The sequence below is a fragment of the Nostoc sp. FACHB-892 genome, assembly GCF_014698795.1.
Classification (GTDB): Bacteria; Cyanobacteriota; Cyanobacteriia; order Cyanobacteriales; family Nostocaceae; genus Nostoc.
The window spans coordinates 1-15,080 of the sequence record NZ_JACJTR010000011.1 but is presented as its reverse complement, the minus strand read 5'-3'; the positions used below and the strand labels follow the sequence as shown (position 1 = coordinate 15,080).

Sequence of the window (15,080 nt, the reverse complement as noted above, 5' to 3'; positions counted from 1 at the left end):
ATCAATATGTTTTCTGAAGAAGTCTTTGTCTTTCCAGTATCTTTTGCCCAACAACGGTTATGGTTCCTTGACCAGTTGATCCCTGACAATACTATTTATAATGTGCCGACAGTAATTCGCTTAGCAGGTTCGCTTAACTTAACGGCACTAGAGCAGACTTTTAACGAAATTTTACATCGCCATGAAAGCTTACGCACTACATTTATAGTGTTAGATGGACAACCTCTACAGGCGATTGCACCCAGCTTAACAATACCTATTTTTGTATTAGACCTCCAGCTACTGCCAGATGGTGAAAGGGAGGTTGAAGTAAATAGCATTATTAACGCAGAGATAGAACATCCTTTTGATTTATCCTCTGGGCCATTACTGCGAGTGAAGTTGCTTGTCCTTTCTAAGACAGAAAATATTCTATTACTGAATATGCACCACATTATCTGCGATGATTGGTCTATTGGGGTGCTGATTCGGGAACTGGGAATACTGTACACAGCTTTTGCACAAAACCAGCCTTCTCCTCTATTAGAATTGCCTCTCCAATACGCCGACTTTGCTCACTGGCAGCGCGAATGGCTACAAGGAGAAGTACTGCAAACGCAGTTAACTTATTGGCAGCAGCAATTAAATGGTATTTCTATGCTGCATTTACCTACCGACAAAGTCAGGCCAGCTATACAAAGTTATGAAGGAGCAACACAATTTTTTGAGTTACCAAAAAAGCTAACTGATGCATTAGAAAAGCTTTCGCAGCAAGAAGGTGTAACCTTTTTTATGATGCTGTTAGCAGCATTTAAAACTTTGCTATACCGCTATACACATCAAGAAGATATTGCGGTAGGTTCGCCAATTGCTAACCGTAATCGTAGCGAAATAGAAGGTCTAATTGGTTTTTTTGTCAATAGCTTAGTATTACGCAGTAATTTAGCTGGAAACCCAAGTTTCCGAGAACTTTTAGGCAGAGTCCGAGAGGTAACACTAGAAGCTTATAGCCAGCAAGATTTGCCCTTTGATAAGCTAGTTGAAGAACTGCATCCAGAGCGAAATTTGAGCTATCATGCCTTATTCCAAGTAGTGTTTAGTTTACAGAATGCCCCAATGTCGGCACTAGAGCTACCTGGATTAGTGCCTAGCTTTATGAGTATTGATTTAAAAAAAACGCGCTTTGATTTAGAACTACACTTATGGAAGTGTTCTGATGATTTTAGGAGTTTATGGGGTGCAAACTGGGAGTACTCTGAAGGGCTTCGTGGCGTAATAGTTTACAACAAAGATATATTTGATAAAGCTACTATTAGCCGGATGTTAGAACATTTTAAAACTCTGTTGTCAAGCATTGTTGCTAATCCCGAACAACAAATTGCAAATTTACCACTATTAAGTGAAGCAGAGCTATATCAGATATTAGTGGAGTGGAATAATACTAACACCAATTATCCGCATAATAAGTGTATCTATCAGTTGTTTGAAGAACAAGTACAGTATCATCCTAATTCTATAGCAGTAATCTTTGGTAACGCTCAACTCACTTATCAAGAGTTGAATAATCGTAGCAATCAACTAGCACAATACTTACAAAAAATCGGGGTTGGTTCAGAAAAATTAGTAGGTATTTGCATTTCACAGTCTATAGAAATGATAGTTGGCTTATTAGGCATTCTGAAAGCAGGAGGAGCTTATGTGCCTTTAGATCCCAGCTATCCTCAAGAACGCCTAAAGTTTATGCTGGAAGATGCACAGGTTTCAGTATTGCTAACACAAGAAAAGTTGCTCAAGTATTTTGAATGTTTCTTGAATCCAATTCTTTGCATAGATAAAGACTGGGAGATTATTACTCAAGAAAACAAAAATAACCTTAAAAGTAGCGCTATATCTAACAATTTAGCTTATGTTATTTACACTTCTGGCTCTACAGGAAAACCCAAGGGAGTAGCCATAACTCACAAAGCTGTAAATCGGCTAGTGTGCAATACAAATTATATAAAGTTGTCACCATCAGATAAGATAGCCCAAGCCTCAAACACTTCTTTTGATGCAGCAACATTCGAGATTTGGGGGGCGTTACTTAACGGCGCTCAACTTGTAGGTGTTAGCAAAGATGTAATCCTTTCGCCTCATGAGTTTGCATTACAGCTAAAACAAAAAGAAATTAGTGTGTTATTTTTGACAACAGTTTTATTTCAACAGATTGCTAGAGATGTTCCTCAAGCTTTTTCTTCATTGCGATATTTACTGTTTGGTGGCGAGGCTGTCAATATAAGATGGGTTAAAAGAATTCTCCAACATGGTATGCCAAAGCATTTAATTCATGTATATGGGCCTACAGAAAATACAACATTTTCATCTTATTATCATATCGAAGAATTAGCAGAATCAGCTACATTTATTCCCATTGGTTGCCCGATTAGTAATACACAAGTTTATATATTAGATTCACATTTACAACCTTTGCCAATTGGCGTTATTGGAGAATTATATATTGGCGGTGATGGTCTAGCACGAGAATATCTCAATCACCCGGAATTAACTGCTGAATACTTCTTCACAAATCATTTTAGTAATAATTTAAAAACACGTCTTTATAAAACGGGTGATTTAGCTCGCTATTTACCAGATGGGAATATCGAATTTTTAGGCCGGATTGACAATCAAGTAAAAATTCGTGGCTTCCGCATTGAATTATCAGAGATTGAAGCGGTGTTAAGTGAACATCCAGCAGTGAGAGAAACAGTAGTAATTGCTGATGAGGACATACCTGATAACAAGTATTTGGTGGCTTATATTGTTCTTAATGTAGTAGAAGTATTAGATATAGCATCTACATTACGTAAATACTTGAAAGAAAAGTTACCAGAATACATGGTGCCAACAGCATATCTGGTTATGGAATCAATACCATTAACACCAAATGGCAAAGTAGACCGTCGTGCTTTACCTAGAACAGATATAGTAGCTTTCGATAGATATGATTATGTAGCACCACGATCGCAAGTTGAAGAGTTACTTGGAGAAATTTGGGCTAAAGTCCTGGGAAAAGACCAGATAGGCGTTCATGACAATTTCTTTGAATTGGGTGGTCATTCTCTACTAGCGACTCAGTTAGTTTCCCGAATCCGAGATACCTTTCAAATAGATGTAACTGTACGCAATTTGTTTGAAGCACCAACTATTGAACAACTTGCTAAGTGCGTTGATACAATGCGTTGGGCAGCAAAGGGTGTAGATAAGACTAGAACTACAGAAAAAGAACGAGAAGAAGTGGAATTTTAAGGAAATTAACGCATCCTATTGCTACTGCCTGGGTGGCATCTTAGCGAACTTGGGCAGGTCTGGGTTCATGTAATCCCACGGCTGGGCACTACCTGTGTAAATATCCATCGCAGGTTGAAACCAGCTTGGGTCATCGAGACTCCCTGCCATAATGCCCATAAGCTCAGGGATGGGAGGCTTGCTAAATAATCGGGAACCGCAGTTTGGGCAAAAGCCTCGACCAACAACACTTCCGCTATCACCAATCACGTCATAGTATTTAATATCTCCAGTGACGGTGACTGCACTTTGCGGTACAAGAAGTCCAGATGCATAGGCTGCTCCTGTGGCCCGTTGACAATCACGACAGTGGCAATTCCCCATTGCAATAGGTTCGGCTAAACATTCGTAGCGGACAGAGCCGCATAGACAACCGCCAGTAAATTTTGTTGCCATAAAAATATCTCTCCTTGGAAGCGAAAAGTCTAATTATCGGAGTTTCCTCCAAGAACAACTTTTCAAGACAGCTTTGCTAGGACGCGGGTTTATTCATTACACTTGTGGTGCATCCTGATTTATACGGTAGCGATCGCACTCTTATCTAGTCTTACAAGTTTTTGCTTTTTTTACAGGTTTCGGCTATTTTTCTCGAACAACTTTAGGCGTGACTCCAAGCAGCCGCTTAAAATGATTGGTTAAATGCCCCTGATTGGCAAAACCAACTTTATAAGTGATATCCGCAATCGACAAGTCACTTTTGAGGAGGAGTTCTCTAGCGCAATCAACCCGGCACTTAATGACAAATTGATGGGGTGAGTATCCCGTTGATTGTTTGAATAATCGCGAGAAGTGGGAAAGACTCATCTGAGCCAAGTCAGCCAATTCGGTCAAGCCAATATTACAGTCAAGGTTGGCGTGGATGTAATCAATTACCTGTTGTAATTTGTACTTAGGTAAACCATTGGTTGTGATTTGCTCCTTTTGTTTGCGAAGTGCGTAATGGTGGAAAAGATGGGTGATGAGAAACGTTGCGGCAGATTCTGCATATAAACGGCTAGAATGCCGGTTCTGTTCTAGTTCAGCTTTTAACGCTAGTCCAATTTGATAAATCAGTGGGTCAAACGTCGGAAATTGAGGATGCAGTTCCAGACAACCTAAATCAATCGATTCAGAGAGAGTGCGGGTAAGAAAGCCGGAGTCAAAACCTAAAGTAATGCCTTTGCTTTTATGGGTGTCTGATTGCCAATAAACTGTACCGCGTGGAATGATCAGACTATGACCTGTAACAAGGGAGCTTTTTTGCAACCGTCCATTAATTCGCGCTTCCACAACGTAGTCAGACGGCATATCTGTATAAATATGAATTGCATTCTCTGGAAAGACAATCTCTTCTGGCAATGCACTTGCGCTGATGCTATGAGTGAACTGGAAGCGGATACCGCTCCAACCCGAATTGTCATTGCAGAGTAAAGATTGACGATTAAAGCTTTTTAAGATTGCCTTTTCTACAGTGCAAGATTCATGGTCTGTCTTTGACATGACTTAAGATTATTTGTTATCGATTGATGATAAAAATTAAAAGACAGCAATAAAAAATCCGATTAGATACACTACACTCAATTTCCATTTTTGGAAATTGCAAACAATAGTTAATTTACCTTAAACCGTAGTGTTGTTAAGTAGATTAAGTAATTTTCCCTTGTATTTTTTAAGAGCAGTGCAACCGACGGCTTACCACTTCCTACTCACCTCCTGCCTTGTTTCTTAAAAGTTACCATGCTATTTATGTCATCGGGTATATATGCGCCAGCCGCAGTAGCGATTAACTTAAACATTAGGAAAATACACGAACTGGCTGGGTTCAAGCTAAAGGGAATCAATAAAAGCCCTTTGGCTTACTTTTTGATGGCATTTGTATATAGCCTCACTGCCTGCGTTTTTCAGCTTTGGGAGTTTTTTCCAAGCTCACTAAGCTATTATGCTGCCATTTTCAAGCAAAAATCTCTGGTAGAAATTAACCTGTATTAGGAAGTGGGCTATGCATATTGGATTTCTCAACCCTCAAGGCAATTTTGATTCAGCCAATAGTCACATAACGAAACACCCAGATTTTGGGGGTCAGCTGATCTACGTTAAGCAAGTCGCCCAAGCCATAGCTCAAATGGGTCATAAAGTTGATATTCTCACCCGTCAAATTATTGACCCAGAATGGCCAGAGTTTGCTGAAACATTTGAGACATATCCAGGGGTCGATAACGTTCGCATTATCCGCTTACCAGCTGGGCCAAAAGAATTTCTCCCTAAAGAGTTGTTATGGCCTCATCTGGTCGCTGATTGGGTACCCAACATCTTGAAATTTTATCAAGAGGAAGGTGGCTTACCCGATGCTATGACTGCTCACTACGGCGATGGAGGACTTTGTGGCGTTCTAATTGAAGAGGAGACAGGTATACCTTTTACCTTTACTGCTCATTCTCTCGGCGCTCAAAAGATGGACAAACTAGAAGTCACCTCAGAAAATCTCACGGAAATAGATGAGCAATTTAATTTTAGATATCGCATTTTAGCCGAACGCCTGAGCATGAATCGCTCGGCCATTAATATCACTAGTACACGACAAGAACGCTTTGAACAGTATTCTCATCGAGTCTATAATGGTGCAGTGGATGTAGACGACGACAATCGCTTTGCAGTAATTCCACCGGGAGCGGATTTCTCAATTTTCGGTGCAAAGGCACGTTCCGAAAATGAGGAAGCTACCCAAGAGTTGATTCAAGAGCGATTGGCACGGGACATTGCAGAAACCCGTCGAGATTTGCCCGTTATTGTAGCATCCAGTCGATTAGAGCTTAAAAAAAACATATTGGGGCTAGTGCAAGCCTTTGCAATGAGTGCAACGCTTCAGGAACGAGCTAACTTAATGCTAATTACAGGGGGACTGGACGATCCTTTGCGAGATGAGGCTAATGACGGCATAGCTGAAGAGGTATTAGCCCCTATTCGGGAAGTGGTCAAAGAAAAAGACTTGTCGGGCAAGATCAGTGCCTTTGGCTTATCAGATCAGTCTCAAGAGTCGCTGGCAGCAACCTATCGGTTTTTGGTTAAACGCCGCTCAGTATTCGCGCTGACGGCACTTTACGAACCCTTTGGGCTTGCTCCCTTAGAAGCGGCAGTTGCAGGTTTGCCAGTGGTAGCAACCAAGAACGGTGGCCCTAGCGAGAGCTTCCGACAGGGAGATAAGGAATATGGCGTACTCGTTGACCCAGAAGATCCTGCTGATATTGCACGAGGCTTAGAGCGGTTGCTATGTGATGCTCAGGAGTGGGAGTATTTTGCCCAAGCTGGTCAGCAACGGGTGCTAAAGAAGTACACTTGGGAATCTACTGCTGAAAACTATCTGACTTTGCTTGAGCAGATTCTGTCTTCACCGGAAACCCACCCTCGTGCTGAACTCCTTCCCATTCATCCCTACTTCCGTAACCCAGAATCGCAGACCGATGTTTTTTTGGAAGAATTGGGCGACCTCTACTTTGGAAGTAATCAAAAGATACTAATAAATGCAAGTTAAATGAAAGTGCAAAACTAAGGTCAAACCAGAAGTTGCTACAAAAAAAGTGGAAGTTCTTGCAAGAAAAGCGGAAGTTGCTACAGACTGCGCGAAACACCGAAACGTGAAAGCGGATGTTCTTGCAAGGAAGACGGAAGTTGCTACAGACTGCGCGAAACACCGAAACGTGAAAGCGGATGTTCTTGCAGGGAAGACGGAAGTTGCTACAGACTGCGCGAAACACCGAAACGTGAAAGCGGATGTTCTTACAGGGAAGACGGATGTTGCTACAGGCTGCGCGAAACACCGAAACGTCAACCCTGGAGCAATATTTTTTGATGGATGCTGAATGTGGGATTCAGGTAGCTATGAGCAGCCAGCGCAAAATGTGCTGACTGCTTCAGCAAACTGTTGGTTTTGTTCCATCAATGCCATGTGTCCGCCTGGTTTTAGGGTGACTCGTTCAGAATAAGGCAATTCTGCTTTCATGCGATCGCTCGCTACAGGTTTAGTTGCTATATTTGAAGCTCCACACATTACCAGTACAGGAACGTTAATAGTTGCAAGTGTGTCTGTTTCATCAAATTTCAACATTCCCAGTGTTCCACGAGCCAGAACACCAGGCGATCCCAATGCTGATAATAGACCTGCAAAACTTAGTTGACCGCGTGTTTCAGTACCCGTAAATCCAGATAGTTCGACGGTGATATACAGCGAACCATTGAAATACGAGAGCCAAGTCATCAACCAAAAAATCGGCCACAGCACGATAGTCAGGTACAACACAGGTTCGAGTAGGGGTTTCTGCAATTTACTTACCAGATTGCTAAAGATGCAAGTTTTTACCGGATTAGTGTAAGTAGTATCTACAAGAATTAAGCCAGCTACCCGACTCCTTAATTGCTCTGGAAACAGGCGACAAAATGTCAGGTTAATCATCCCACCCATGCTATGCCCCAACAAGATAACAGGTTTATCCCCTGCTATGGCAATTACAGCTTCCAAGTCACGGGCATATTTTTCTATAGAGTGATCGTTGTTTTTCGGTTTAGAGGATTTTCCTAACCCTGGTAGATCCCAAACAATTACTCGGAAGCGATCGCTCAATTGTCGCTTGGCATAATACCATATAGTACTGTTTGGCCCCCAACCATGTGACAAAATAATTGGTTGACCATCTTCAGGGCCAAAAAACTCTACTTGCAACACGCTCCCATCTGGACGTGGCAAACGTTGCACGGTTTTGCTACGCATAAACTTGGGTTCCTCCTTTCCAGGACGGCGCAGCAGTGGCAAACTGATAAAACGACCGCCAAAAGTCCACAAAACCATTACTAGTCCAGCTACTAAGTAGGATGTTCCTACAAGTTCTCCTTCGTACCACTCATAGAGAATGTAGATTCCCCCACCAAGTACCCCAACAGATAGCAGTTGAACCAGCCATACAAGTAGAAAATTATGAGGCATGAATATCATGAGCCTAAACCTTGTAATATCTTGTTAACTGCTTTTAGCTTCATACCATAGTTAGAATCATCCAACTTTCACTCGCAAGAATGATTTATACAGTGTTGGAAGTGTGATAAAAATGCTGGGTTAGTTAATAAACAGCATAAAGTGGCAAAAATAACTATTTACAAACAATATTCCTTCTGCCTCCAGCTTTTTATTAAATAACAACTGTTCCGAAGGGGTGTGATTTTGAATACAGTTGAGCTATTATCTTATCTTCGCAGCTTAGATATTCAAATTTTTATTGATGGTGAAAAATTTCGTTGTAACGCGCCTGAAGGAACTCTTACAGTAGAACTGCGTGCAGAGATTCAAGAGCGTAAAGCAGAAATTATTGAATTTTTAAAAGCAACTAATCGTACTCATAACCACAGCTTTAGACCTCTCGTACCTATTTCGCGTTCTGAAAATCTTCCCCTCTCCTTTGCTCAACAACGACTGTGGTTTCTTGATCAATTAATTCCTAATAATCCTTTTTATAACATTCCAGTAGCACTACATTTAACAGGTTCGCTAAATAAAGCCGCATTAGAACAAACTTTTAACGAAATTGTGCGACGACACGAAGCTTTACGCACCAATTTTGTCATCCAGTCAGGGCAACCAGTTCAGGTCATCAATCCGACGCTAACAATACCTTTACCAATAATAGATTTACGGCAACTGCCACAAGCCGAACGAGAAGTACAAGCACGACAATTCACTAATCAAGAAGCTCAACGCCCTTTCAATTTATCAACAGATTCGTTGCTGCAAGTAAAACTGCTGTGGTTGGATGAGACAGAATACATCCTGCTGCTAAATATGCACCACATTGTCTCCGATGGTTGGTCTATTGGAGTGCTGATTCAAGAAATAGCAGCACTCTACACAGCCTTTACTAGCAATCAGCCTTCTCCTCTGCCGAAACTTACAATTCAATATGCAGACTTTGCATACTGGCAACGCCAATGGTTACAGGGGGAAGTATTAGAAAATCAACTTGGTTACTGGCAAAAGCAATTAGACGGAATTTCTATATTAAATCTGCCAACCGATAGACCAAGACTAGCTGTTCAAAGTTATCAGGGTGCAAGGCAACCTCTGCAATTATCAAAAAGTTTGAGCGAAGCACTTTTAGCTCTTGGACAGCAAGAGGGGGTAACTTTATTTATAACCCTACTAGCAGCATTTAAAGTTTTACTTTACCGCTACACACAACAAGAAGATATTGCGATCGGTTCACCTATTGCCAATCGCAATCGTAGTGAGATAGAGGGATTAATTGGTTTTTTTGTCAATAGCTTAGTACTGCGTACCGACCTATCAGGAAATCCAACTTTTCGACAGTTATTGAGTCGAGTTAAAGACATAGCTTTAGGGGCTTATGCTCATCAAGATTTGCCTTTTGAAAAACTCGTAGAAGAACTGCATCCAGAGCGTAACTTGAATCAAAACCCGTTATTTCAAATGGTATTTGCTCTGCAAAATGCGCCTATGTCAACATTAGAGTTAACTGGTTTAACTTTAAGCCCATTACCATTTGATACAGAAACAACACGCTTTGATTTGGAGTTCCACCTGTGGGAACCAAATACTCAAAATGGTTTATGGGTAGATAACTCAGAAGGAATTAGTGGTTTTGTAATTTACAGCACTGATTTATTTGATGACGCTACTATCGCCAGAATGTTAGGACACTTCCAGACATTATTGGAAAGTATAGTTGCAAATCCAGAACAACGAATTGCCCAATTACCGCTTTTAAGTCAATCAGAGCAACATAAATTATTATTTGAATGGAATAATACTCAGTTATATTATTCTCAAGATAAGTGTATTCATCAATTATTTGAGAGCGTTGCCCAACAAAATTATGATGAAACTGCACTAGTATTTGGCGATGATACAGTCAGCTACAAAGAGTTAAATATACGTAGTAACCAGCTTGCACATTATCTAAAAAAATTAGGAGTTAAAACCGAAGTTTTAGTCGGGCTTTGTGTAGAACGCTCTTTTGATATGATCATCGGGATGTTGGCTATCCTAAAAGCAGGTGGAGCTTATCTGCCTATAGATCCAAGCTATCCATCTGAACGTTTGGATTTTATGCTCAAAGATGCTCAAGTCTCAGTTTTACTAACTCACGAGCGATGGCTTGAACGTTTAGAAAATAGTAATTCAAATATAATCTGTTTAGATAAAGATTCCAAAATTATTGCTCAAGAAATTGAAGATAATCTCCCTGCTGAAGTTACAGCGGATAACCTTGCTTATGTCATTTATACCTCTGGCTCAACAGGAAAACCTAAAGGCGTACAAATTGAACATAGAGGATTATTAAATTTAGTATTTTGGCATCAAAAAGCTTTTGGAGTTTCATGTAGCGATCGAGTAACACAGATAGCCGGGGTTGCGTTTGACGCTTGCAGTTGGGAAATTTGGCCTTACCTTAGTGCTGGAGCAAGTATCTATATTGTAGATGATGAAATCAGGCGATCGCCTGAATATCTCCGAGATTGGTTAATATCGCAAAAAATTACAATTACCTTCTTACCAACACCTATAGCAGAAAAGTTTTTATTATTAGATTTTCCTGAAGATGCCGCTTTACGAATATTGCTTACAGGTGGAGACAAACTAAATCAATATCCTTTAGCTTCTCACTCCTTCCAAGTATATAATAATTATGGCCCTACAGAGAACACAGTTGTTACAACTTCTGGTCATATTTCTGTTAAGAATAAAGATAATTTAGCACCTACAATTGGTCGTGCGATCGCCAACACCCAAGTTTACATCCTAGATAAACATTTACAACCAGTACCTATTAGTGTTTCAGGAGAATTATATATAAGTGGTGATGGATTGGCACGAGGTTATTTAAACCGTCCTGATTTAACTGCCAAATGCTTCATTTCTCATAGTTTTACTAATAAGTTAAAAGCACGACTTTATAAAACCGGTGATTTAGCCCGTTATCGAGTAGATGGCAACATTGAATTTTTAGGTCGGGTTGACGAGCAAGTAAAAATTCGTGGCTACCGCATTGAGTTGGGCGAAATTGAAGCAGTGCTGAGTCAGCATTCAGCAGTACAGCAAACTGTAGTAATAAGTCGTGAACATGAAAAGGAAAAACGCCTAGTAGCTTATCTGGTAGTAAAAGCTGAATACAGCAGTGAGCAAGAGAATGTTGAATTAATGCAATTGCAGAATGAGCAGGTTTTGCAATGGCAGATGCTCTATGACGAAACTTATAATCAGCCTGCTGCTGATTCAGATCCAACATCCAATTTTATCGGTTGGAACAGTAGTTATACAAATCAGCCTATTCCAATAGAGCAGATGCGTGAGTGGGTGAATAACCAAGTAGCACAAATTTTAGCCTTGCAACCCAAACGAGTGTTAGAAATTGGTTGTGGAACAGGTTTAATTTTGTTCAGAATTGCACCTCACTGTACTAAGTATTGTGGAACAGACTTTTCCCCAGTTTCACTTAACTACATTCAGCAGCAATTAGAAAAGCAAGAAATCCCGCAGGTAACGCTGCATCATCAAATGGCTACTGACTTCGAGAAAGTAGAAACAGCAGCTTTTGATGCAGTAATTCTGAACTCAGTTGTACAATATTTTCCTACTATTGATTATCTGATTCGTGTATTAGAAGGTGCTGTGAAGGCAACTGCTCCAGGTGGCTTTATCTTCATAGGAGATGTGCGTAGTTTGCCACTTTTGCAAGCTTTCCATGCATCAGTACAACTGGAGCAAGCTGAATCTTCCCTTACTCGTTCTGAGTTACGGCAACGGGTTCAAATGCAACTTTTTCAAGAAGCAGAGTTGGTGATTGACCCAGCTTTTTTTAGTGCAATAAAGCAATGCTTTCCCCAGATTAGCCATGTAGACATTCAACTGCTGCGGGGACGCGATCGCAATGAATTAACTCAATTTCGGTACAATGTAATTTTACATATTGATGATGAAAATATTAATAGTATTAAAAATGATTCAGAGATGAATTGGTCTGAAGATAATTTAACAGTATCAGCAGTACGTCAGTTATTAATTGATACTAAACCAGAAAGATTATGTATTAACAATGTACCTAATGCGCGGGTGATGGGAGCAGTTAAAACAGCAGAATGGCTATCAAATGTAGAAGGTTTTAAAACTGTAGGTCAAATGCGTAAAGCTTTGCAAGAAATCGACAATATAGGAATAGAACCAGAAGATTTTTATATACTAGATATAAATTACAAAGTTGATATTACCTGGTCACGTTCAAGTATTCAAGGATGCTATGATGTGGTTTTTGTACGGAAAAATAGAACAGATAAGAGAGCTATTTTTTCACATAGCACGACTCACTCTCATTCCTGGCAATCTTACGCTAATAATCCCTTACAAGCCAAAGCTGCGCGTAAATTAGTACCACAGTTGCAGGCTTACACAGCACAAAAACTGCCTGAGTACATGATTCCATCAGCTTTTGTAATATTAGAGTCTTTACCTCTAACAGGTAATGGTAAAGTCAATCGCCATGCCTTAAGAGCATTCTATTATGATGCAAAGCCCCAATTATCTGAAAATTACATCGTACCCCGGACTCCTGTGGAACAAGTGTTGATGAAAATTTTTGCTGAGGTTTTGGGACTTAAGCGCGTAGGAATTTATGACAATTTCTTTGAATTAGGCGGTCATTCATTACTAGCAACTCAGCTTGTCTCTAGAGTGCGCGATGCCTTGCGTGTCGAGTTACCTTTGCGTAGCGTATTTGAAGCACCGACAATTGCACAAATATCTAAGATAGTGGAAGGCTTTAAAGAAAGCAATCCTCAAAATCAAGCGCCAGTTTTAGCACCCTTATCACGTGAAAGCCGGCGGATTAAGTTATCTTCTTTAAACGAAGATACCAAGAGGCGTTAAGGACTTGTGAGAAAGCAAAATACCAAAAGCCTATTCAACTAATGATATTAGAATTAGCGTTGTCGGGAAATATCGGGAAATAAAAGATGACTGAGACAATGGTGGTTTGCAATTAGGGTTTTCTTAAGCAGCCATTAAGTAGAACACTACCTATGACGACTGCAATAGTGTTGAGCATAGTGTATTGACAAGAGCATTTAACAGATGTGCTGCGCTACCTGGAAGTGGAAGCATTGTTGTGAGTTAAGGCAATGTCTGTGTCTCTGTAAGCCGACAAGCATTATCTCAAAGCCCTAAAAGCTTTGCCAAGCCCGCAAACTCTGTTTACGAACTATTCCTCAAGCACAACGTGCCCTCTCCAATCAACTGCACAAAGAGTTTTTTCTTTATTTGTATTAAACCACCCTGCCTCCCTTTACCAAGGCTACGGTGTACACACAAGTCTTGCCAAGTATTGCCCGCATAGGTTTCAACGCTTCTAGTTCCATAAATACCCAAATTTTGGGGAGCATACAATCCTCGGTCAGCAGTCACAATCACATTAAAGCTGCAAGGAATGGCATTTTGAAGTTTTTCGATGAGTTTTTGCCAATGTGGTTTCCAACTTCCAGGTTCGGTCCCTTTGACAACGTACCACGATATCGGGATCCCACAGTCTGCAAGCAAAATATTCATCGATAAGACTACGAACTTGTCATAAGGCGATTTGCTTGATATTTCTTGGCAGTAAACTAATTACTCATCGTATTAATGGTGCAAAACAACTCCTGACATCAAGACTAGAACGCTTTTTTCCTCTTTTAGCTTCTGCTTCCTGATACCATTCCTTTAGTCGTTGACGTACCGTATTTGGCTTTTCTCCATTTACCTTGGCAATGAAGTTAGATACCTGAGTTAAACTACTCGATTTGGTCATCACCATGCCAAAACTCCATGTCGCTAATCCTGCTACTTCTGGTAGCGACAAATGATTCATTTGCTGTGACATTACACATGACCAATCTCTAAGATGCTTATTTTTCAGCATTTTTAGTTCTGTATCGACCCTGGTTTCATACCTATCTTTACAGCAATACTAAAGAATACTTACACCTGTGTAAAAAACCTACACCTGTCAGGATGTTGGGAGTGGGGTGTTAGCGACTTTTGCAAGAGGTCTATTGATGGAATAAAGCAATAACCGACTGAAAATTCACGCTTCCCCCTTGTTTGGTTGGCACAGTGCATAAACCATTGTTGCCTAGAAGCGGGCACAGTGGGGAGTTTCAAGGGGACACAGAAGCAGTTCCAAATAATTTTGGAAAAATAGTTGACACAATGAAGTAGGTTCGTTATATTGAATAAGTGCCTGAAGCGGAGCGCGAAAGAGCGACGCTTTGAGGGAACTGAACCTTGAAAATATTATAGTTTGAAAGCGAAAAGACAGCAAGTAGTTTGCGTCTAAGAAAATAAAGATAACTAAGCTGAAGTTAAAAAAGAGCAGCTAAATGAGCTGAAAAGCTTTCCAAAACGGAGAGTTTGATCCTGGCTCAGGATGAACGCTGGCGGTATGCTTAACACATGCAAGTCGAACGGTGTCTTCGGACACAGTGGCGGACGGGTGAGTAACGCGTGAGAATCTGGCTTTAGGTCTGGGACAACCACTGGAAACGGTGGCTAATACCGGATGTGCCGAAAGGTGAAAGGTTAACTGCCTGAAGATGAGCTCGCGTCTGATTAGCTAGTAGGTGTGGTAAAGGCGCACCTAGGCGACGATCAGTAGCTGGTCTGAGAGGACGATCAGCCACACTGGGACTGAGACACGGCCCAGACTCCTACGGGAGGCAGCAGTGGGGAATTTTCCGCAATGGGCGAAAGCCTGACGGAGCAATAC

Annotated in this window: 7 protein-coding genes and 1 rRNA gene; 4 read left to right on the top strand and 4 right to left on the bottom strand. The window is 40.8% G+C overall.

The window, feature by feature from the left end; genetic code table 11:
- The first annotated feature begins 6 nt into the window (after positions 1–6).
- Entirely contained in the window at positions 7–3,267 is a 3,261-nt protein-coding gene (locus H6G96_RS16320; protein WP_190912436.1) for a non-ribosomal peptide synthetase, read from the top strand.
- A gap of 21 nt (positions 3,268–3,288) precedes the next feature.
- Here H6G96_RS16320 and H6G96_RS16315 read toward each other — a convergent pair whose 3' ends face one another.
- Complete coding sequence (locus tag H6G96_RS16315; RefSeq protein ID WP_190912435.1) at positions 3,289–3,702, bottom strand: GFA family protein; 414 nt, start codon at positions 3,700–3,702, stop codon at positions 3,289–3,291.
- A gap of 183 nt (positions 3,703–3,885) precedes the next feature.
- Positions 3,886–4,785, bottom strand: coding sequence for an AraC family transcriptional regulator (locus tag H6G96_RS16310; RefSeq protein ID WP_190912434.1), 900 nt, complete (start codon positions 4,783–4,785; stop codon positions 3,886–3,888).
- Positions 4,786–5,284: 499 nt separating this feature from the next.
- Between H6G96_RS16310 and H6G96_RS16305 the strand changes: the two genes are divergently transcribed.
- Complete coding sequence (locus H6G96_RS16305; RefSeq protein WP_190912433.1) at positions 5,285–6,814, top strand: glycosyltransferase; 1,530 nt, start codon at positions 5,285–5,287, stop codon at positions 6,812–6,814.
- A 345-nt stretch (positions 6,815–7,159) separates the two neighbouring features.
- On the opposite strand, the gene H6G96_RS16300 is transcribed toward H6G96_RS16305, so the two are convergent.
- On the bottom strand, positions 7,160–8,260 hold the full coding sequence (locus H6G96_RS16300) for an alpha/beta hydrolase (protein ID WP_242063295.1): 1,101 nt from the start codon (positions 8,258–8,260) through the stop codon (positions 7,160–7,162).
- Positions 8,261–8,488: 228 nt separating this feature from the next.
- Here H6G96_RS16300 and H6G96_RS16295 point away from each other — a divergent pair, with 228 nt between their 5' ends.
- Positions 8,489–13,207, top strand: coding sequence for an amino acid adenylation domain-containing protein (locus tag H6G96_RS16295; protein WP_347242243.1), 4,719 nt, complete (start codon positions 8,489–8,491; stop codon positions 13,205–13,207).
- Positions 13,208–13,946: 739 nt separating this feature from the next.
- On the opposite strand, the gene H6G96_RS16290 is transcribed toward H6G96_RS16295, so the two are convergent.
- Complete coding sequence (locus tag H6G96_RS16290; protein ID WP_190912430.1) at positions 13,947–14,195, bottom strand: hypothetical protein; 249 nt, start codon at positions 14,193–14,195, stop codon at positions 13,947–13,949.
- A 518-nt stretch (positions 14,196–14,713) separates the two neighbouring features.
- Here H6G96_RS16290 and H6G96_RS16285 point away from each other — a divergent pair.
- Positions 14,714–15,080: ribosomal RNA gene (locus tag H6G96_RS16285) — 16S ribosomal RNA — on the top strand; the annotation flags it as partial.

Bases quoted from the DNA above. Each gene is read 5' to 3' on its own strand.
- H6G96_RS16320 (WP_190912436.1), top strand. From the start codon at position 7: ATGTTTTCTGAAGAAGTCTTTGTCTTTCCAGTATCTTTTGCCCAACAA.
- H6G96_RS16315 (WP_190912435.1), bottom strand. From the start codon at position 3,702: ATGGCAACAAAATTTACTGGCGGTTGTCTATGCGGCTCTGTCCGCTAC.
- H6G96_RS16310 (WP_190912434.1), bottom strand. From the start codon at position 4,785: ATGTCAAAGACAGACCATGAATCTTGCACTGTAGAAAAGGCAATCTTA.
- H6G96_RS16305 (WP_190912433.1), top strand. From the start codon at position 5,285: ATGCATATTGGATTTCTCAACCCTCAAGGCAATTTTGATTCAGCCAAT.
- H6G96_RS16300 (WP_242063295.1), bottom strand. From the start codon at position 8,260: ATGCCTCATAATTTTCTACTTGTATGGCTGGTTCAACTGCTATCTGTT.
- H6G96_RS16290 (WP_190912430.1), bottom strand. From the start codon at position 14,195: ATGTCACAGCAAATGAATCATTTGTCGCTACCAGAAGTAGCAGGATTA.